A 19,183-nucleotide genomic window follows, 5' to 3' on the forward strand; every position below is an offset into this window, starting at 1 on the left:
TCAGACGGCGACCGGCGCCGTGTCCTTGGGGGTGAGGTCGCGCCCGGTGACGGCCAGGAACGTGTCCTGGAGTGTGGCGTCGATGGAGCCGCCGTACCGGAGCTTGAGCGCGCTCGGCGTGCCTTCGGCGACCACGACGCCCTTGTCGATGACGACGAGGCGGTCGCAGAGCGCGTCGGCCTCGTCGAGGTAGTGGGTGGTCAGGACCACGGTGGTGCCGTGGTCGTCGCGCAGCCGCCGCACAAGGGCCCACAGGTCGGCCCTGCTGCCCGGGTCGAGCCCGGTGGTCGGCTCGTCGAGGAAGAGCACCTCGGGCCGGTGCATGAGCCCCATGGCGATGTCGAGCCGTCGGCGCTGGCCGCCGGAGAGGGTCGCGCACTTGCGGTCGAGGAGGTCGGTGAGGCCCAGGTCGGCGGCCAACTCCTCCGCGCGGGCGGCGGCTTGCGGCTTCGTCAGGCGGTAGAGGCGGCCCTGGGTGACCAGTTCCTCGCGTACGGAGATGCTCAGGTCGACGCCGCCGGACTGGGCCACGTACCCGATCCTGCGCCGGACGGCGGCCGGGTCGCGGGCCAGGTCGATGCCCGCGACGGTGGCGGCGCCGCCGGTGGGCGCCAGGAGCGTGGTGAGCATGCGCAGCGTCGTCGTCTTGCCCGCGCCGTTCGGCCCGAGGAAGCCGAGGATCTCGCCGGGGGCGACGGTCAGGTCGATGCCGCGCACGGCCTCGACGGCGCCGCGTTTGGTCCGGAAGGTCTGGGTGAGTCCGGCCGTGCTGATGATTGCCATGGCGACCACAAAAACAGAGTCTCTTAAATTTTGCAATGACACCAAGTTTTGGGATCGCCCCAAGTTTTCAGTCGCCCTAGCCGATGGTCGTAAGGTGGTTCCATGGCTGAAGGGCTCAGGGAGCGCAAGAAGCGGCAGACGAAGCAGCGCATCTCGGACATCGCGACGGGGCTGTTCCTGGAGCACGGCTTCGTCACGGTGACCGTCGCGGAGGTCGCGGAAGCCGCGGACGTCTCCGTGAACACCGTCTACAACTACTTCCCGGTCAAGGAGGACCTCTTCCTCGACCGGGGTGACGCCGTCGTCGACCGCCTCTCCGGCTACGTACGGGGCCGTCGCGCGGGGGAGTCCGCCGCCGCCGCGGTGCTGCGCGCGCTGCGCTCGGACGTGGAGGGCGTGTCGCCCCAGGTCGGCCTCTTCTCGGGCTGGGCCGACTTCATGAAGGTCATCACCGAGGCCCACCCCCTGCGCTCCCGGCTCTGGGAGATCCAGCAGCAGGCGCTCGGCCACCTCACGAAGACCCTCGCCGAGGAGGCGCAGGCCGCCGACGGCGATCCGATGCCCGGCCTGATCGCGGGTCAGCTCTCCTGGGTCCACAGCACGCTCATGGCCTGGATCGGCGACGAGATGGTCAAGTGCCGCGAGCCCGCCGAAGTCTCCCGCGACGCCCTCGTCCTGCTCGACGAGATGGAGGACCTGCTCGGCGAGAAGGTCCTCAACTACGCGGTGCGCGGCGCCGAATGAGGCGTACCAGTGTGATGTCCGTCATCTGAGACGTGACGCGCATTACTTCACGGCCACAGTCGCGCTCACGACCGCTAATGTCCGCCGGAAGGGCAAACGTAAACAGCGTGTAAGCCAGGCGTGATAAGCGGTAGGGGAGTCGGAACAGTGGCACGGAAGCTCGCCGTCATCGGAGCCGGACTCATGGGGTCCGGCATCGCACAGGTCTCCGCCCAGGCGGGCTGGGACGTCGTCCTGCGCGACGTCACCGATGAGGCCCTGACCCGTGGCACCGACGGGATCAAGGCGTCGTACGACAAGTTCGTGAGCAAGGGCAAGCTCGCCGCCGAGGACGCCGAGGCGGCGCTCGGGCGCATCACGACGAGCACCGACATGGACGCCGTCGCCGACGCGGACATCGTCGTCGAGGCCGTCTTCGAGAAGCTCGAGGTCAAGCACGAGATCTTCCGTACGCTCGACAAGATCGTGCGCGAGGACGCCGTACTCGCGTCGAACACCTCCGCGATCCCGATCACGAAGATCGCGGCCGTGACGGAGCGTCCGGAGCGGGTCGTGGGCGCGCACTTCTTCTCGCCGGTGCCGATGATGCAGCTGTGCGAACTGGTGCGCGGCTACAAGACCAGCGACGAAACCCTCGCCCGCACGCGTGAGTTCGCCGAGTCCGTCGGCAAGACCTGCATCGTCGTGAACCGCGACGTCGCGGGCTTTGTGACGACCCGTCTGATCTCCGCGCTCGTCGTCGAGGCCGCCAAGCTCTACGAGTCGGGCGTCGCCTCCGCGGAGGACATCGACATCGCCTGCAAGCTCGGCTTCGGGCACGCCATGGGGCCGCTCGCGACCGCCGATCTGACGGGCGTCGACATCCTGCTGCACGCCACGAGCAACATCTACACGGAGTCCCAGGACGAGAAGTTCGCGCCGCCCGAGCTGATGCGCCGGATGGTTGACGCCGGTGACATCGGCCGCAAGAGCGGGCAGGGCTTCTACAAGCACTGACGTCTCCTCCTGCCTTGCGGGGTCACCCCTCGGAGTGAATTCGGTATCGGTTCGCTTACAGACGGCAACTTCCTTGCCCATGCGGCAGTCAGTTGCAGTGACATACGCAGACGCCTTACGGAACAGACGTCACAGGAAACTCAGCACTCTCGGGGAGCGCATATGCACATCAGGGGCGACCAGGCCCAGCTGGTCGTCGGGGGACGCCTCGACGTACGCAGCGCGGCGGACGCCCGAACGGTCCTGCACTCGGCCGTCGACGACGGAGCCGGCGACCTGGTGCTCGACCTGTCCGAACTCGACTCGTGGGACGCCACGGGACTCGGCGTCATCATGGGCGCGCACCGACGCGCGGGCCGGTGCGGACGCCGACTGGTGCTGCGCAGCGTGCCGCCCCAGATGCAGCGCCTGCTCGTGGCCACCCGGCTGCACAGAATCCTTGCCATCGAGGGCGGCATCGGGGTGGAATCGCTTCCCCGCGTGTGATCCGCGATGATCCCCAGCCGATCTGGGGGTGAAACGCATCTCGCGCACAATCCTCACGAGACTGTGACGTCTCGGACGGGGCGGTACCCCGCCCGTTCGGAGATACTGAGCGAAGGTCTAGGGTTCGGTCGCCCACCGTCATGACGACAGACGCCCGAGCGGGGGCACCGGACCAGAAGCGACAGCGCAGTGTGCACAAGGCCGGAGGGGGCTGTGTACACGACGCATCTGGGGGGCTTTGACCATGGACCCGATGAACCGGGGACCGGAAGAGTACGGCCATGACGGCATCAACGACGACGATTCCGCGCGCTCCGTGCGGCCACCGCGCGATCCGCTGACACCCGACTTCGGGCAGCCCGCGCCCACGCTCGCCCGCACCGTCCAGCTCGTGTCCGGCGACTTCCTGCTCACCGTGAACCCCGTCGACGGCAGCGAGATCGAGCACTGCCCGCCGGGCGAGCGGCCCGCACGCCCCGTCAAGCGCACCGCCGCCGAGCGGGCCGAGCTGCGCCGTGCCGCGGCGCCGCCCGTGCCGCCGGGTCCCGCTCTGCCCCGGATGCCGCTCCTTGAGCGGCAGGAGGATCGCGAGCGGCTCGTGCGCCTGCTCGCACGCGGGCGCTCGGTCCGGCTCACCGGTCCCGCGGGCTCGGGGCGCACGGCGCTCCTGAACGCCGTCGCGGAGGACTGCGCGGACCTCGCACCGGACGGCGTCGTCCGGCTCTCCGGGTACCACAAGACGCCCGCCGACCTGCTCCAGGACCTCTTCGGCGCGGTCTACAACGCCCCGCTGCACCGCCCCGACCGCACCCTGCTGCTCGAACTCGTCCACGACATCGGCGCGGTCGTCGTCCTGGACGACCTGGAGTTCGGCGCGGCAGCCCTGGAGGAACTGCTCGAGGCGACGCCCGAGTGCGCCTTCCTCATCTCCGCGACCCCCGACGTCGCGGCGCCCTCGCCCGACTCGCACCTCGAAGAGGTCTTCCTCGGCGGCCTGGGCCGCAGCGGCGGCCTCGAACTCCTGGAGCGTGCCGTCGGCCGCGTCCTGACGGACGACGAGGCGAGCTGGGCAGGCGACCTGTGGTTCGAGTCGGAGGGACTGCCGCTGCGCTTCGTGCAGGCGGGCGCCCTGCTGCGCCAGCGCGACCAGCTGCGCGCCGACCCGAACGCCTTCGACGAGTACGGCTACTTCACCGACGCCCCGGTCGACGCGCCCTTCGGCGCCGAGGGCCACGACGTGCCGCTGCCCTCGCTCGCGGACGGGGCGGCGCCCGCGGTGCTGCTCGCCTCCCGGCTGAGTCCGTCGGCGCGCACCACGCTGCGGTTCGCCGTCGCGCTCGGCGGCGAGCTGCCGCACCAGGCGCATCTGCCCGCCCTCGTGGGGGACACCCACGCGGACGCGGCCCTCGCCGAGCTGGTCTCCGCCGCGCTCGTCACGGCGGTCGGCTCGCACTACCGGCTCGCCGCCGGGGTGCGTACGCAGCTGGAGGCGTCCGGGTACGCGGACGACGCCGCCGAGCGCGCCCAGAGCGCCGCCCAGCATTACGCCTGGTGGGCGGGGCATCCCTCGGTCGGCCCGGAGCGGGTCGTGGCCGAGGCGGACGCGGTGCTCGCGGCGCTGGGCGTCCTGGTGGCGGGACAGTCCGCCTCGGGGGCGTCCGGCGGCTCCAACGGCGGCTCCAACGGCGGCTCCAACGGCGGTTCCGTCGGCGGTTCTTCCGGCGGTGCTTCCGTCGGCAGTGAGGACAGCGCCGCCGTGCTGCTCGCCCGCACGGTCGCGCCGGCCTTCGCGGGAGGGCTCGACTGGGGCTCCTGGGAGCGTGCCCTGCGCTCGGGCCAGGAGGCGGCACGGACCGCGGGAGAGGTTGCCGAAGAGGCGTACTTCCACCACGAGCTCGGCATCCTCGCGCTCTGCGGCGGACAGCTCGACCGGGCCCGCGTCGAGCTGGAGGCCTCCATCGGCCTGCGCGGCGCGCTCGCCGACAAGCGGGGCATGATCGCGGGCCGCAGGGCCCTCGCCCTGGTCGCCGACCGCTCGGGCGGCGTGCTGTCCGGCGGACGCACGGCCGCCGGCGAAGAAGTGCCCGACGCGCGCTACGAGGAGTCGGCGTCGCCCCCCGGCGGCGTCCCGGCGGCGTTCGCGCTGCCCACCCCGCCCCCGGAGCCCGAGACCCTGGTCACCCGCAACGCGTCGCCAGCGGCGGGCGCTGGACCGGCGCCGACCCGCCGCTCCATCGTCAACGGCACGCGGCGCAACCTGGTGGCGGCGGGCGCGGGAGCCCTCCTGGCCGCCGTGCTCGGCACCGTGGTGACCCTCGGCGCGACGTCCGACAACGACGACAACCCGCCGGACAAGGTCAAGACGGAGCAGTCGGCGAGCGAGGACCAGGCCGACGACGGCCTGACCGCCGACAAGCCGGCCAAGGACTCGACGAGCCGCCCGGACGAGGACGGCCCGGACAACATCCCCGGCACCGCGGACGACGGCACTCCGAGCGAGAGCGGCGAACCGTCGGACGAGCCGAGCGGCAGCGGAACGCCGTCCGACGACACTTCGGACAAGCCGACCGACAAGCCCACGGACAAGCCCACGGACAAGCCGACGGACAAGCCGACGACGAAGCCGCCGACCACGAAGCCGCCCACGACCAAGCCGCCCACGACGAAGCCGCCGACGACTCCTCCGCCGACGACCCCGCCGCCGACGACGGACCCCGCCACGGACCCGCCGTCGTCCCCGGACACGTCGAACTCGGCGAGCGGCCCCGCCGGCAGCGACCCGGCGAGCAGCCCGGCGACGAGCGACAGCGCGTCCAGCACGGCGTCGACGATCTGACGTACGGAGCGGTCTGACGCACGTACGGAAAAGAGGGCCGGGTCCACCAGGACCCGGCCCTCTCACGTACGAGAAGTTCTAGAAAAGCCGCAGCTTGTCGTCCTCGATGCCACGCATCGCGTTGTAGTCAAGGACGGCGCAGCCGATGCCGCGGTCGGTGGCGAGCACGCGGGCCTGCGGCTTGATCTCCTGGGCGGCGAAGATGCCCTTGACGGGGGCCAGGTGCGGGTCGCGGTTCAACAGCTCGAGATAACGGGTGAGTTGTTCGACACCGTCGATCTCGCCGCGCCGCTTGATCTCGACGGCGACGGTCTGGCCGTCGGCGTCGCGGCAGAGGATGTCCACCGGGCCGATCGCCGTCATGTACTCGCGCCGGATCAGCGAATAACCCTCTCCGAGCGTCTCGATCCGGTCGGCGAGCAGCTCCTGGAGATGCGCTTCCACGCCGTCCTTGATGAGGCCGGGATCCACGCCCAGTTCGTGCGAGGAGTCGTGCAGGATCTCCTCCATCGTGATGATCAGTTTCTCGCCGCCCTTGTTCACGACGGTCCAGACGCCCGCGTCGTCCCCCGTCCCCTCCTTCAAGGTGCAGGGCGGGGACATCCAGTTGAGGGGTTTGTAGGCCCGGTCGTCCGCGTGGATCGAGACACTGCCGTCCGCCTTCACAAGGATCAGGCGGGGGGCCGACGGGAGATGGGCTGTGAGCCTGCCCGCGTAATCCACGGAGCATCGGGCAATGACGAGACGCATGGGGCGCAACGCTACTCGACCCCGGGTGGTCCGCGCGATTCCTCCGGCGATGGACCTGTTCGATCCTGGCCGGTTATGTTCCCAATCTCCTGGTGCAGCGCGGGTCCGGTGCTTAACGTATAAGCAGGAGGTCGCCGTGCGTGCACGCTGCGTGTGCGGACTCCTTCCCTGTCCGGAAGCCCCCGCTCCCCGGGGGTGCGAGAGGAGAACCCATGTCGCTCGACGTCTCACCGGCGCTGTTGGAACAGGCCGAGCGAGGCGAGGTCGATGAAGCGGAATTCGTCGACTGCGTCCGGACCTCCCTGCCTTACGCATGGGAGATGATCAGCTCCCTGGTGGCCCAGCTGAAGGTTGACGGCGGCGAGTTCGCCGACAACCAGACGCCGCCACCCAACGAGCAGGCGCGCGGCCAGCTCCTGCGGGCGCTCGCGAGTGACGCCATTCGCGGCGCTCTGCAGCGGCACTTCGGAGTGCGTCTCGCATTCCAGAACTGCCACCGTGTGGCGGTGTTCCCGCTGGATGCATCCGTGGACGACAGGCTCGCCCGGTTCACCTCGATCCGGGGGCAGCTGCTCAACCAGTCGCCCGAACTGCGGGACTGCTGACGCCTTTTGCTGCCGCTCCGTACGCGGGAGGTGTACTAGTACCGGAGCGGCAGCTCCCCGCCCCAGCGGCTCAGCCGAGCTGGGGCAGCACCTCGGCACCCAGCCTTCGGACGTTCTCCTCCGTGGTCGCCAGATCGCCCGAGCCCTCGACAAGCAGCGCGAAGCGAGTGATCCCCGTGCGCTCCGAGGTCGCCGCGATCCGGTCGGCGCACAGCTGAGGGGTGCCCACCGGATGCAGTCCGCAGAGCAGTTCGGTGTACGCGAGCGGGTCCCGCATCGCCCGCGCGCGGCCGTCGACCGTGACATGGGCGTCCAGGCCCTGCTTGAGCCACCCCGGCATCGCCTTCTGGAGCGTCTCCGCCGCGTCCAGGCGCCGGTCCGCGATCTGCGCGACCCCCGCGGAGACGTGCGGCGCCCGGTGGACCTCCTCCGGCGTGCACCCCGAGGCGCGCGCGTGCCTGCGCCACAACGCCACCATTTCGGCCTTCTCCTCGTCGCCGACGTGCATGCCGAGCAGCATCGGCAGGCCGCGCTCCGCCGCGAGCCGCACGCTGGACGGCGAGGTGCAGGCGACGATCACCTCCGGGCCGCCGGCTCCTTCCCCGGTGTCACCGCCCGAGCCGGCCAGCGCCTCCTGCGGCCGTGGCACCACGGCGACCTCGCGGAAGGAGAAGCGGCCCGCGTCGCCGGCGACCCGGGGCTCGCTCAGCCACCGCAGCAGCAGGTCGAGCGAGTCCGGGAAGCCCTTCTCGTACGCGTCGAGACCCGACCCGAAGACCTCGAGATCCACCCACGGCCCGCCGCGCCCCACGCCCAGCGAGAAGCGCCCGCCGGACGTCAGGTGCAGCAGCGCCGCCTGCTCGCCCAGGGCGACCGGGTGCACGGTCGGCAGGACGCTCACGGCGGTGCCGACGCGGATGTGCCGCGTACGCCCGAGAAGGAGCGCGGCGAGGGTCACGGCGGACGGACACGTGCCGTACGGCACGAAGTGGTGTTCGGCGAGCCAGACCGAGTCAAGGCCCGCCTCCTCGGCCACCTCGGCGGACCGCACCGCACGGTGCAGTGCCTCCCCCTGCCCCTGTCCCGGGAACTGGGCGGCCAGAACAAAACTACCTACACGCATCGCTCTCCTGCCTCCTTGGCGCCGACGCAGGCACTCCCCCTACGGGCAACAACGCATGACACGTGCCAAAGGCACGGCTTGGCATGAAGATTGACGGATTTTCTGCGAAATGCAGGGGGGATCTGTGGGGGTTGGTGAAGGGCGCCTACCCCTGTGCGCGCCGCGTAGGCTGGACACACCCCTGGCCCCCGTACATCCCGTGAGGTGTCTCGTGTCCCCGCGTCGTAACCGCCCGAAGGGCGCCGGAGAAGACAGCCCGCGCACGGACGGGGATCCGGCGGGCCGCTACGGCGGCTTCCAGTCCACGGAGAGCTGGCGGGGCGAGCAGTGGAGCCTGCGCCATGTCGCGGGCGCGAGCGCGGCCGGCAAGACCTACCGCTGCCCCGGCTGCGACCAGGAGATCCCCTCCGGCGTCGCGCACGTGGTGGCCTGGCCCGAGCACTCGGGCGTGGACGAGCGCAGGCACTGGCACAAGGCCTGCTGGAACGCGAAGGACCGCCGCACCACGCGGGTGCAGCGGTCCCGTAACGCGCCGAGGTACTGAGACCCCCGAAGGCGGCTACACGTCGCGCTTCTCCAGGAGGACGAAGGCGCCGGCGATCGCGGCCGCCGTCACGCCGACGAGCAGCAGCAGCTGCGAGGTGCCGCCGCCCGTCCCGTCCATCTCGAAGATCTTGGCGAGGGAATTGATGGCGTTGTAGTCCATCATCTTCTCGCCCAGCGGACGCGTGCCCTCGGAGATCATCAGGAACACCGGCAGGATCGCGGGCACCAGGACCACGCCGAGCATCGCGGTGATCGCACCCGCGGAGTGGCGCAGCATCGATCCTGCGGCGAGCGCGAGGACGCCCAGGAGCGAGACGTAGAGCCCGCCCTTGAGGACCGTGCCCGCCCAGTCGACGTCACCCGCCTCGGGGCCGCTGTGCATCCCCGACGTCATCAGGCCCACAAGGAGGACGGAGCCCGCGGCGACGACGAAGGCGATCACGAAGAAGATCAGGATCTTGGCGGCGAGCACGCGATAGCGCTGCGGCGACGCCGTGAACGTCGTACGGATCATGCCCGTGCCGTACTCGGACGACGTCACCAGGACGCCGAGCGTGATCAGGCAGATCTGGCCGAGCACGAGACCGAAGAACGCGGGGATCGTGAACGGCACGTCCGCGTAGTCGCGGTCCTGCGTGTTCACGGCCACCAGCAGGCCGATGCCGACGACCAGGAGGAAGAAGACGCCGAGGGTCCACATCGTCGAGCGGACCGACTTGATCTTCGTCCACTCGGACGCCAGGGCGTTGCCGAGGTGGGTCTTCCTGACCGGAATCGGCGAGGTGTAGGCGTTGTTCATCGCCTGCTGCCACGCGGACGGCGGCGCGGGGGCGGCCGGCGGGGGAGCCATCGGGGCGCCCTGCGGAATCGGTGCGCCCTGCGGCACGGGGGCACCGGCCGGTGCGTGTGCCTGCTGGGGTGCCTGCTGGGGCTGCGCCTGCGGCTGCGGAGTCGGAGGCGTGGTCATCGCGGGTCCTCGCTGTCGCGCTTGGTCATGTCGGGGGCGGGGGCGGGGGCGGGGGCGGACGCGGGCGCCTGCGGGGCGGCGGTCGCGTACGGGTTGGGGGTGGCGCCCTGCGGTGCGCCAGGGGCTCCAGGAGCGCCCTGGGGAGCACCCTGCGGCATCGCGAAGGGCTGGCCGCCCTGCTGGGGCGGCGGCGGCGCGTACCACCCGGGCTGGCCCTGTCCGGGCACCGGCATCGGCGGCTGCTGCATCGCGCCCGGCGGCAGCTGCTGCTGGAGTCCCGCGCGCTGGTCGACCGTCGAGCGGTAGTCGACGGCGCCCTGCGTCATCCGCATGTACGCCTCTTCCAGCGAGGCCTGGTGCGGGGAGAGCTCCCACACGCGGACGTCCGCGCCGTGCGCGAGGTCGCTGATGCGGGGGAGCGGAAGGCCGGTCACGCGCAGCGCGCCGTCCTGCTCGGGCATGACCTGGCCGCCGGCCTCGCTCAGCGCCGCCGACAGCTTCTCGCGCTGCTGCACGTCGCCGTCCGGCACCCGCACCCGGGCGAAGTCGGCGGAGTTGTGCGAGATGAAGTCCTTGACGCTCATGTCGGCGAGCAGCTGGCCGCGGCCGATCACGATCAGGTGCTCGGCGGTCAGCGCCATCTCGCTCATCAGGTGCGAGGAGACGAAGACCGTGCGGCCCTCGGCCGCGAGCGACTTCATCAGGTTCCTGACCCAGAGGATGCCCTCGGGGTCGAGGCCGTTGACGGGCTCGTCGAAGAGCAGCACCTGCGGGTCGCCGAGGAGCGCCGCGGCGATGCCGAGGCGCTGGCCCATGCCGAGCGAGAAGCCCTTGGAGCGCTTCTTGGCCACCTCCTGGAGGCCCACGACGCCGAGCACCTCGTCGACCCGGCGGGCCGGGATGCCGGAGAGCTGCGCGAGGCACAGCAGGTGGTTGCGGGCGTGCCTGCCGCCGTGCACCGCCTTGGCGTCGAGGAGCGCGCCGACCTGGCGGGGGGCGTTGGGGAGCTTGCGGTACGGGTAGCCGCCGATCGTCACCTGGCCCGTGGTGGGTTGGTCGAGCCCGAGGATCATGCGCATGGTCGTCGACTTGCCGGAGCCGTTCGGGCCCAGGAAGCCGGTGACCGTGCCGGGTCGCACCTGAAAGGAAAGGTTGTACACGGCTGTCTTGGCGCCGTAGCGCTTCGTCAGGCCGACTGCCTCGATCATTCTCCGCACCCATCGAATGGTTCAGGACGTCGGGGCACACGCCCCCGTAAGGGTTAGGAGGATAACGGGGAGCTGACGGTTCCAGCCAAGAGCGTGTGCTGCGTCTTTCCGGGGGACGACCCCCGGACCCCCGGTCGGAGAAGCGGGGCGCGGGCCCACGAGGAACGGATCGGCCGGGCCGCACAAGGACAGCGCGCGGCGTGAGCACGGCATCCGTCAGAGTCCGACCGCCCCGTCGCCGTACGGCGACAAGCCCGGCTGCCGCAGGTCCCAGCCCTCTTCGGCGAAGATGCGGGTCCCGGACTCGCGCACCGCACGCTCGGCGGCCGCCTTCCGCACCCAGCTCGCCGGACAGGGGCCGAGCAGGTCCCGCAGGCGCGGTGACGCATCGAGCAGCGAGGCGAGGAGCGCGGCCTGGTGGCCGCCGCCGGGCCGAGGCAGTCCGGTGCCGGGATCGGCGAGGACGCCGCGTACGCCGACGTAGAGGGATGCGTCGTCGAGCCGTTCTCCGGACGGCATGGTCAGCCCGAAGTCGTCGCCCGGGATCAGCGCCCGCCGGTAGTTGGGGAACTCCGTCTCGTCGACCGCGCGGAACTGGTCCTGATCGAGCCAGCTCACGACGAGGGAGGTTTCGGCCGCCGGATCGAGGCAGGGGGCCGCCGCCACATAACCGGCCCGCCCGATGTGCGCCGAGCAGCCGACGGCGATGCCCCGCACCCGCACCGGGACCATCGGCACGACGGGGGAGAGGCCGCGCCGGAGCAGTTTGTACGCGACCTGCGCGGGCGAGGCGTTCGACCCCACGGCCATGACGGGATGCCGGCCGCCGATGGACGCAAGGCCCCGCCCGGCCAGCTCCTCGTCGAGCGGCCGCCCCGCCACGTGCCACTGCCCGAGCGGCAGCGGCCGTACGCCGAGGGGGAGGAGCTCCTCACCGGTCAGGAGGGAGGGCCCGGGGACGGGCCGCCCCGGGTAGGTCAGCGGATGCAGGGCGGGCACGACGTCGAGGCCGAGCGCGGCCAGGCTCCGGTCCTGCGGCATGCGTCTCCCTCTCCCCGGCGGGCGGTACCGCGCCCGGCAACAGGCGCGGGGCTCCGGCATGTGCGGCTCCGGCGCGTGGGCGCGAGAAGCCCCCACCGGCCCGCGGATCCATCACCGGTCCCAGCGAAGCGTCACGCATCCCGCTTCTTCAACAGCGCGTAGCCGCCGATCAGTGCCACCACGACCCACACCACCATGATCGCGAGCCCGCCCCAGGGCCCGTACGGAGTGTCGTCGTCCAGCGGCGTCTTCACCTGCATGATCTTGCTGCCCGCCTGGTCGGGCAGGAAACGGCCGATCTTCTTCGTCGCCGAGACGTTGCCCAGAATGCTGGAGATCAGGAAGAAGAACGGCATCAGGATGCCGAGCGACAGCATCGGACTGCGCAGCATCGTCGCGACGCCCATCGAGAACATCGCGATCAGCGTCATGTAGAGCCCGCCGCCGATCACCGCCCGCAGCACGCCCGGATCGCTGATCATCGCCTTGTGCTCGCCGAGCATCGCCTGCCCCACGAAGAACGCGATGAAGCTCGTGACCAGGCCCACCACCAGACAGAGCAGGGTGGCGACCGCGACCTTGGACGCCATGAAGGTGGCGCGCTGCGGGACCGCGGAGAGCGAGGTGCGGATCATGCCGGTGCTGTACTCGTTCGAGACGACGAGCACCCCGAAGACGATCATCGCGAGCTGGCCGAGGCTCATGCCCGCGAAGCTGGTGTAGGTGGGGTCGAAGACCTGCCGGTCCTGGGCGTTGAGGTTGTCGTAGTCGTTCTTGGCCAGAATGCTGATCAGCAGGCCGAGCCCGACCGTGACGACCACGGCGAGACCCAGCGTCCACACGGTCGAGGAGACCGAGCGGATCTTGGTCCACTCCGACTTCAGTACCTGCGTCGCGGCCATCGCTCAGGACCCCTTCTTCTTCTGCTGCCAGCTGCCGCCCCAGCCCTCGGCCTGCTGGGGCGGTGGCGGGGCGGCGCCGGGGGCCGCGTGGTCGGCGTGCGCGTGGTACTCCACCGACTCCGCGGTGAGCTGCATGAAGGCCTCTTCCAGCGAGGCGCGCTGGGGGCTCAGTTCATGGAGTACGAGCTGATGGCGGGCGGCGAGCTCGCCGAGGTCCTCCGACGAGGTCCCGTCGACCTCCAGGGTGCCGTTGCCCGCCTCGACGGCGGTGACGCCCTCCTGGTGCAGCACGTCGAGCAGGCGCTCGCGCTGCGGGGAGCGCAGCCGGACGTAACTGCGGGAGTTCTGGTGGATGAAGTCCGCCATGGAGGTGTCGGCGAGGAGCCGCCCCTGCCCGATGACGACGAGGTGATCGGCGGTCAGCGCCATCTCGCTCATCAGGTGGGAGGAGACGAAGACCGTACGGCCCTGCGACGCGAGGGACTTCATCAGGTTCCGGATCCAGTGGATGCCCTCGGGGTCCAGGCCGTTGACCGGCTCGTCGAACATCAGGATCTCGGGGTCGCCGAGCAGCGCCCCCGCGATGCCGAGCCGCTGGCCCATGCCGAGCGAGAAGCCCTTGGCCTTCTTCTTGGCGACCTGGGTCAGACCGACGGTGTCGAGGACCTCGTGGACGCGGGCGCGCGGGATGCCGTTGCTCTGCGCGAGGCAGAGGAGGTGGTTGAAGGCGCTGCGCCCGCCGTGCATGGCCTTGGCGTCGAGCAGGGCGCCGATGTACTTCAGCGGGTCCTTCAGCTGGGCGTACCGCTTGCCGTCGATGCGCGCCGCCCCCGCCGTGGGGTTGTCGAGCCCGAGCATCATCCGCATCGTCGTGGACTTGCCCGCGCCGTTGGGCCCGAGGAAGCCGGTGACGATGCCCGGATGCACGGTGAAGGTGAGGTTGTTGACGGCCAGTTTCTCGCCGTACCGCTTGGTCAGCCCCTCGAGCTCGATCATGCGGCCACGCTAAAACGGGACAGAGCCCCCTGCCACTTGGACAGAGGGCTCTGAAAGCGTCCCGAAGGGGGCGCGGGGAACCGTGTGCGCGGCCACGACGAGCCCGCGGGTTTCCCAGGTGCCTCAGCGGGTCTGCTGCGCAGGCACCCCGCGGCTGACCGGCTCGTCCTCGGCGGGCGAACCGGCGGCAGCCACCGCCGCACCCGTGAGGGTGGCCAGCATCTCGCGCACGTTGGTGAGCTGAGCGTTGATGCTGTCGCGACGGTTCGTCAGGGCCGCGAGCTCGCGCTCGGACTCCGAGCGGATCCGGTCCGCCTTGGCGTTGGCATCGGCGACGATGTCCTCGGCCTGACGCTGAGCGGTCTCGACGGTCTGGCGAGCGCGACGCTCCGCGTCCGTCCGCAGCTTCTCCGCCTCGAGGCGCAGCTGCTCCGCACGGTGCTCGATCTCCGCGAGACGCTTCTCGGCCTTGGCCTGACGCGAGGCCAGGTCACGCTCCGACTGCTCGCGGCGCTTGGCGAGGTTCGTCTCGAAGTCGGCCGCGGCCTGGGCGGCCTTGGCGCGGGTCTCCTCGAAGAGGGCGTCCGCCTCCTCGCGCTTCTGCTGAGCGTCCTTCTGCGCCTCGCTGCGCAGCGTGCCCGCCTCGCCCTTGGCCTTCTCGACGATCCGGACGCCCTCGTCCTCCGCCTTGGCCTTGCGCTCGGCCGCGAACGACTCGGCGTCGTTGCGCACCTGCTGGGCCGCCGACTCGGCGAGCTCGCGGTGCTGCTCGGCTGCGCGACGGGCCTCCTCGCGCAGGTCCTTCGCCTCCTCCTCGGCGAGGCGGAGGATCTTCTCGACGCGCGCGCCGAGACCCGCGTACGACGGTTCGGCGTCGGCTACCTGCGCCTGCGCGTTCTGCGTCTCGAGGTGCAGCTCTTCAATGCGCTTTTCCAGAGCAGTGATACGAGCAAGAGCGCTGTCACGGTCGGAGACGAGCTTGGAGATACGTTCGTCCACCTGAGCGCGGTCGTACCCACGCCGCACAAGCTCGAAGCCGTAGGGGGAAGTGTCGCTCATGGGGTTCCTGTCGAATGAGACCGGTGAGGTGATAGGGGGAATCCTAGGGGTCCAAGCGGCGTGTCATCGAGCGGATGCCCGTTTGATCTGGAGAATGACACCCCTTTTGAGTGGCTAACCGCCAGAGCACTTGCCAGCGACAGTGCCGAAGGTCCTTACAAAGCACGCGAGATGTTCTTTGGCTAGCCCTCAGACGGCTTGCCACCCGATCGAGTTGACCCCGCCGTCGCACCGGCCTTGACACCCGCGTCCTTCGTGCCGGCGATCGGTGGGGCCTCAAAAGATTCCAACGCCTCCAGCACGTCCTGGACACGGGAAATCTCGGCGTTGATGTCCTCACGGCGCCGGACGAGGACTTCGAGCTCGCGCTTGCCCTCGTCAACCGTACGCTCCGCCTCGGCCTGTGCCTCCGCCTTGACGCGTTCGGCGTCGCGCACCAGCTCGGCGACCTTCGTCTCGGCCTCCTTGAGCAGCGCCTCGGCCCGCTTCACGGCGGAGATCCGCACCTTGCCGGCCTCGGAACTCGCGTCCGACACCAGCTCCTTGGCCTTCGCCTCGGCCTCGGCGCGCTGCTCCTCCGCGGCCTTCACCAGTGCGTCACAGCGCTCGCCCGCGGACTTCATCGCCTCGGCCGACTCGCGGCGCGCACGCTCGTGCAGCTGCTCGATCTCGGCGGTGAGGCGGTCGCGCTGCTCCTCGGAGCGCTCCCTTATGGCCGTGGCGTCCCTGCGGGCGCCGACGAGCAGTTCGTCCGCGTCCGTACGGGCCTTCTCCACCAGGGAGTTGCCCTCGACCGTCGCCTCGGCGACCAGGCGGTCGGCCTCCGTGCGGGCCGCGCCGACCATCGTGTCGGCCTGCGCCTCCGCGTCCGTGGTCGCCTTGAGCGCCTTCTCCTGGGCGTCCTTGATCAGCTTGTCGGCCTCGGCGGCCGTCTCCGAGATGAGCGTGTCGACCTGCTCGGCCGCCTCGGAGCGGCGCTTGTTGGCCGCCTGGCGCGCCTCGTCCAGGGTCCGTTCGGCTTCCTCGCGAGCCTGCGAGGTGAGCCGCTCGGCCTCGGCCGCCGCCTCCGCCTTGACGCGCTCGGCATCGGACCGGATGCGCTCGGCGTGCTGCTGGGCGGAGCCGACCGTCTCGGCGGCGTCCGCGCGCAGCCGCTCGGCGTCGCCGGTCGCGTCCGAGATGAGCTTCTCGGCCTTGGCCACCGACTCCGAACGCACCCGCTCGGCCTCGGCGGTCGTCTCGGCCTTGAGCCGCTCGGCCTCGGCGACCGTGTCGGCCTTGAGCCGCTCGGCCTCCGCGATGGTCTCGTTCTGCAGCCGCTCCGCCTCGCTGCGCGCCTCGCCGATCAACTGGTCGGCCTGGCTCGCCGCGTCGCTGCGGATGCGGTTGGCGTCCTCGCGGGCGTCGGCACGGGTACGGGACGCGTCCTGCTCGGCCGACGCGATCGCGTCCGAGGCTTCCGTACGCGAACGCTGGGCGTACTCGGAGGCGTCCGAACGCAGCCGCTCGGACTCCGCGATCGCGTCCGAAACGGTGCGCTCGGCCAGCGACTTGGCGGCCTCGGCCTCTTCGTTCGCCTCGCGCCGGGTGCGGGTGGCGTCCTCGGCGGCGCGCTCCCGCTCGGCGTACGCGTCGGAGCGGACGCGGTCCGCCTCCTCCTGCGCCTCGGTCCTGGTGCGCTCCGCCGCGTGCTCGGCGGCGCTGCGCAGGCCCGCGATCTCCTCCTGCGCGGATTCCTGGAGGCCCGCCACGGAGTCCCGTACGGACTGGGCGGTCTGCTCGGCGCTGGACACCATCTCGGTCGCCCTGCGGTCGGCCTCCTCGACGAGGCGCACGGCCTCGGCCTGGGCCTCCTCGACGCGCTTGCGGGCGGAGGCGAGGAGCTCCTCGCTCTGCTCGCGGGCCCGCTCGCGCTCCTGGTCGGCCTCGCCGCGCGCGGAGCTGAGGGTCTCCTCGGCCTCCCTGCGGCGCCTGGCGGCCTCCTCCTGGGCGGCGGACAGGGCCTCGGCGGCCTCCGTGCCCACGCGCTCGGCGGCGGCTGCGGCCTCCGAACGGAGCCGGTCGGCCGACTCCTGGGCCTCGGTCTTGAGCCGCTCGGCCTCGGCGGCGGCGTCCGAACGGAGCCGCACCGCGACGTTCTCGCCCTCGGCGCGCGCCTGCGAAGCGTCGGCGGCGGCCTCGGTGCGCAGCCGCTCGGCCTCGGTCTCGGCCTGCGACTGAAGGGTGCGGATCCGCTCGGCGGACTCCGCGCGAAGCCGGTCCGTCTCGTCCGAGGCCTCCTTGCGGATGCGCTCGGCCTCGGCGCGGGCGTCGGTCAGCGCCTGCTCGGCGGCGGCGACACGCTCCTCGGCCTCCGTGTGCAGGCGCGTCAGCTCGTCGGCCGCCTCGGCCTGACGTGCCGCTATGGCCCGCTCGGTCTCCTCGTGCAGGGCGCGCGCCGCGTCCTGTGCCTCCGACTTCGTGGCCTCGGCCTGCTCGGCGGCCTCCTCGCGGTGCCGCTCGGCCTCCGCGCGGGTGCGCTCCAGGGTCTCCTCGGCCTGCTTGCGCAGGGTCGTGGCGCGCTCGACGGCCTCGCCGCGCACGCGCTCGCTGTCGGCGGTGGCCGCCGTCCGCAGCTCGTCCGCGTCGGCCTTCGCCTTGGCGAGCAGCTCCTCGGCGGACTTGGCCGCCTCCTCGATCTGCTGGACGGCCTCGCGCCGGGCCTCGCCGCGGATGCGCTCCCCCTCGGTGACCGCGTCGGCCCGCAGCTGCTCGGCCTCGCCGCGCAGCCTGCGCGCCTCCTCCTGCAGCTCGACGGTCTTGGCGCGGTACTCCTTGGTGTCGTCCTTCGCCGTGCCCTTGAGCTGCTCGGCGATGTCGTGCGCCTCGGCACGCAGCCGGTCCGCCTCGGCCTCGGCCTCGGTGCGGATCCGCTCGGCCTCCTCGGTGGCGGCCTTCGTCGTCTCCTTGGCGTCCTTGGACGCCTTGTCGAGTACGTCCTCCGCGGTGCGGGCGGCCTTGGCGAGCTGCCCCGCGGTCTCCTCGGCGGTGATCGTGCGCGCCTTCTCGGCGGCTTCCTTGATCAGCTTCTCGGCCTCGGCGCGGGCGTCGGCGACGAGCTGCTCGGCCTCGGCCTTGGTGGCCTCGGCCTCCTTCGTGGCCTCGCCGACGAGGCGGGCGACCTGCTCCTTGGCGGTGCGCGTGCGCTGTTCGTTGGCGCCCTCGGCGGCCGAGAGCTGTTTGGACGCGGTGTCCTTGGCCTCGGCGAGGACCTTGTCCGCCTCGGCGCGCGCCTCGCGCAGAGCCGTTTCGGCCTCCGCCATGCGCTGCTCGGCGGCGCGGCTCGCCTCGGTGGCCTGGCGGCGGGCCTGTTCGGACTCGGTGGCCGTGCTGGAGCGCAGCTGCTCCGCGTGGTCGGTGGCCTCCTGCGCCTGCGTGGAGGCGGCGTTCAGGAGGCGCTCGGCGTCCGAACGGGCCCGGCGCAGGGTCGCCTCGGCCTCGGCACGGGCGGACTCGGCGTCGCTCGCCAGGCGCTGGCGGGTCTCCTCGGCCACGCGCTCGGCCTCGGCGCGGGCGGCGGCCAGGGCCTGGTCGGCCTCGGCACGCGACTCGTCGAGCAGGCGGCGCGCCTGCTGTTCGGTGCGCGCCCGCAGCTGCTCGGCCCACGCCACGTTCTCGTTGACGTGCGACTCGACGGTCTGGCGGCGCTCGGACAGCTCCTGGTCGAGCTGCTGACGGCGTGACACCGCCTCGGAGTGCAGCTCGGACTGGAGCCTGGCCTGCTGCTCGGCGTGCTCCTGGAGGATGCGCTGGGTCTGCGCACGGGCGTCGCGCAGCTCCCGCTCGGCGTCCTGGCGCAGCTGGTCGGCCTGGATCTGGGCATTACGGAGCAACTGCTCGGCCTGGTAGCCGATGTCCGCGCCGTCGTAGGCAGGGCGGGACGCGAGGTTGCGGCGCGCCTCGTGAAGCTTGGCGCGCAACACCTCGACCTGGTAGCCGAGGTCCTCGGCGTGCTGAACAGCCTTCTCTCGTTCGGTCTTCAGCCGGTCCATCTCGGCCTCGAACCGCGAAAGATGGTCCGTCTCAGCCCGCGAGCTCTCTTGGCGTTCGTAGCCCCGCACTGCGCGGTCCCATCCGTCCCCTGGTCGCAAGTCTCTTCGTA

General features: G+C 71.4%; 16 protein-coding genes. 6 read left to right on the forward strand and 10 right to left on the reverse strand.

Annotated features, from left to right (window positions below):
- Positions 1-783, reverse strand: a complete 783-nt coding sequence (locus ACIGXX_RS26795) for an ATP-binding cassette domain-containing protein (RefSeq protein ID WP_351163911.1) — start codon at positions 781-783, stop codon at positions 1-3.
- Between the two features lie 102 nt (positions 784-885).
- Here ACIGXX_RS26795 and ACIGXX_RS26800 point away from each other — a divergent pair, with 102 nt between their 5' ends.
- The 4 genes from ACIGXX_RS26800 (at position 886) to ACIGXX_RS26815 (ending at position 5,845) form a co-directional block, all read left to right on the forward strand.
- Positions 886-1,527 carry a TetR/AcrR family transcriptional regulator gene (locus tag ACIGXX_RS26800; RefSeq protein ID WP_361464233.1) on the forward strand — a complete coding sequence of 214 codons (642 nt, stop codon included), beginning with the start codon at positions 886-888 and terminating at the stop codon, positions 1,525-1,527.
- Positions 1,528-1,674: 147 nt separating this feature from the next.
- Positions 1,675-2,523 carry a 3-hydroxyacyl-CoA dehydrogenase family protein gene (locus ACIGXX_RS26805; protein WP_361464231.1) on the forward strand — a complete coding sequence of 283 codons (849 nt, stop codon included), beginning with the start codon at positions 1,675-1,677 and terminating at the stop codon, positions 2,521-2,523.
- A 162-nt stretch (positions 2,524-2,685) separates the two neighbouring features.
- Positions 2,686-3,009 carry an STAS domain-containing protein gene (locus tag ACIGXX_RS26810; RefSeq protein WP_160507247.1) on the forward strand — a complete coding sequence of 108 codons (324 nt, stop codon included), beginning with the start codon at positions 2,686-2,688 and terminating at the stop codon, positions 3,007-3,009.
- Positions 3,010-3,253: 244 nt separating this feature from the next.
- Positions 3,254-5,845: an ATP-binding protein gene (locus ACIGXX_RS26815; protein ID WP_399979371.1), complete on the forward strand. Its 2,592-nt coding sequence runs from the start codon at positions 3,254-3,256 to the stop codon at positions 5,843-5,845.
- 78 nt (positions 5,846-5,923) lie between these two features.
- Here ACIGXX_RS26815 and nucS read toward each other — a convergent pair whose 3' ends face one another.
- The gene (gene nucS, locus ACIGXX_RS26820) at positions 5,924-6,595 is read right to left on the reverse strand and encodes an endonuclease NucS (protein ID WP_351163920.1); all 672 of its coding nucleotides are present in this window, start codon (positions 6,593-6,595) and stop codon (positions 5,924-5,926) included.
- 212 nt (positions 6,596-6,807) lie between these two features.
- On the opposite strand from nucS, the gene ACIGXX_RS26825 reads away from it, so the two are divergent.
- Positions 6,808-7,200, forward strand: a complete 393-nt coding sequence (locus tag ACIGXX_RS26825) for an SCO5389 family protein (RefSeq protein ID WP_160507250.1) — start codon at positions 6,808-6,810, stop codon at positions 7,198-7,200.
- Between the two features lie 70 nt (positions 7,201-7,270).
- On the opposite strand, the gene ACIGXX_RS26830 is transcribed toward ACIGXX_RS26825, so the two are convergent.
- Positions 7,271-8,323: an LLM class flavin-dependent oxidoreductase gene (locus ACIGXX_RS26830; RefSeq protein ID WP_351163923.1), complete on the reverse strand. Its 1,053-nt coding sequence runs from the start codon at positions 8,321-8,323 to the stop codon at positions 7,271-7,273.
- 211 nt (positions 8,324-8,534) lie between these two features.
- Between ACIGXX_RS26830 and ACIGXX_RS26835 the strand changes: the two genes are divergently transcribed.
- The gene (locus ACIGXX_RS26835) at positions 8,535-8,867 is read left to right on the forward strand and encodes an ATP/GTP-binding protein (protein ID WP_351163925.1); all 333 of its coding nucleotides are present in this window, start codon (positions 8,535-8,537) and stop codon (positions 8,865-8,867) included.
- A 15-nt stretch (positions 8,868-8,882) separates the two neighbouring features.
- Here ACIGXX_RS26835 and ACIGXX_RS26840 read toward each other — a convergent pair whose 3' ends face one another.
- From ACIGXX_RS26840 to scy, 7 genes are all read right to left on the reverse strand, one after another.
- Positions 8,883-9,719 carry an ABC transporter permease gene (locus tag ACIGXX_RS26840; RefSeq protein ID WP_383821072.1) on the reverse strand — a complete coding sequence of 279 codons (837 nt, stop codon included), beginning with the start codon at positions 9,717-9,719 and terminating at the stop codon, positions 8,883-8,885.
- A gap of 113 nt (positions 9,720-9,832) precedes the next feature.
- On the reverse strand, positions 9,833-11,044 hold the full coding sequence (locus ACIGXX_RS26845) for an ABC transporter ATP-binding protein (RefSeq protein WP_366464378.1): 1,212 nt from the start codon (positions 11,042-11,044) through the stop codon (positions 9,833-9,835).
- 216 nt (positions 11,045-11,260) lie between these two features.
- Positions 11,261-12,085: a hypothetical protein gene (locus tag ACIGXX_RS26850; protein WP_399979378.1), complete on the reverse strand. Its 825-nt coding sequence runs from the start codon at positions 12,083-12,085 to the stop codon at positions 11,261-11,263.
- Positions 12,086-12,216: 131 nt separating this feature from the next.
- Complete coding sequence (locus ACIGXX_RS26855; RefSeq protein WP_351163932.1) at positions 12,217-12,987, reverse strand: ABC transporter permease; 771 nt, start codon at positions 12,985-12,987, stop codon at positions 12,217-12,219.
- A gap of 3 nt (positions 12,988-12,990) precedes the next feature.
- On the reverse strand, positions 12,991-13,983 hold the full coding sequence (locus ACIGXX_RS26860; protein ID WP_399979382.1) for an ABC transporter ATP-binding protein: 993 nt from the start codon (positions 13,981-13,983) through the stop codon (positions 12,991-12,993).
- 123 nt (positions 13,984-14,106) lie between these two features.
- Complete coding sequence (locus ACIGXX_RS26865; protein WP_249587715.1) at positions 14,107-15,042, reverse strand: cellulose-binding protein; 936 nt, start codon at positions 15,040-15,042, stop codon at positions 14,107-14,109.
- 182 nt (positions 15,043-15,224) lie between these two features.
- Positions 15,225-19,142, reverse strand: a complete 3,918-nt coding sequence (gene scy / locus ACIGXX_RS26870; RefSeq protein ID WP_351163938.1) for a polarized growth protein Scy — start codon at positions 19,140-19,142, stop codon at positions 15,225-15,227.
- Between the last annotated feature and the right edge of the window lie 41 nt (positions 19,143-19,183).

The sequence above is a fragment of the Streptomyces sp. NPDC055243 genome (genome assembly GCF_044544025.1).
Lineage (GTDB): Bacteria > Actinomycetota > Actinomycetes > Streptomycetales > Streptomycetaceae > Streptomyces.

Excerpts from the sequence above, each read along its gene's own strand:
- nucS (WP_351163920.1), bottom strand. The coding sequence starts at position 6,595 with ATGCGTCTCGTCATTGCCCGATGCTCCGTGGATTACGCGGGCAGGCTC.
- ACIGXX_RS26795 (WP_351163911.1), bottom strand. The coding sequence starts at position 783 with ATGGCAATCATCAGCACGGCCGGACTCACCCAGACCTTCCGGACCAAA.
- ACIGXX_RS26810 (WP_160507247.1), top strand. The coding sequence starts at position 2,686 with ATGCACATCAGGGGCGACCAGGCCCAGCTGGTCGTCGGGGGACGCCTC.
- ACIGXX_RS26850 (WP_399979378.1), bottom strand. The coding sequence starts at position 12,085 with ATGCCGCAGGACCGGAGCCTGGCCGCGCTCGGCCTCGACGTCGTGCCC.
- ACIGXX_RS26830 (WP_351163923.1), bottom strand. The coding sequence starts at position 8,323 with ATGCGTGTAGGTAGTTTTGTTCTGGCCGCCCAGTTCCCGGGACAGGGG.
- ACIGXX_RS26855 (WP_351163932.1), bottom strand. The coding sequence starts at position 12,987 with ATGGCCGCGACGCAGGTACTGAAGTCGGAGTGGACCAAGATCCGCTCG.
- ACIGXX_RS26845 (WP_366464378.1), bottom strand. The coding sequence starts at position 11,044 with ATGATCGAGGCAGTCGGCCTGACGAAGCGCTACGGCGCCAAGACAGCC.
- ACIGXX_RS26815 (WP_399979371.1), top strand. The coding sequence starts at position 3,254 with ATGGACCCGATGAACCGGGGACCGGAAGAGTACGGCCATGACGGCATC.
- ACIGXX_RS26865 (WP_249587715.1), bottom strand. The coding sequence starts at position 15,042 with ATGAGCGACACTTCCCCCTACGGCTTCGAGCTTGTGCGGCGTGGGTAC.
- ACIGXX_RS26860 (WP_399979382.1), bottom strand. The coding sequence starts at position 13,983 with ATGATCGAGCTCGAGGGGCTGACCAAGCGGTACGGCGAGAAACTGGCC.
- ACIGXX_RS26800 (WP_361464233.1), top strand. The coding sequence starts at position 886 with ATGGCTGAAGGGCTCAGGGAGCGCAAGAAGCGGCAGACGAAGCAGCGC.
- ACIGXX_RS26840 (WP_383821072.1), bottom strand. The coding sequence starts at position 9,719 with ATGGCTCCCCCGCCGGCCGCCCCCGCGCCGCCGTCCGCGTGGCAGCAG.
- ACIGXX_RS26825 (WP_160507250.1), top strand. The coding sequence starts at position 6,808 with ATGTCGCTCGACGTCTCACCGGCGCTGTTGGAACAGGCCGAGCGAGGC.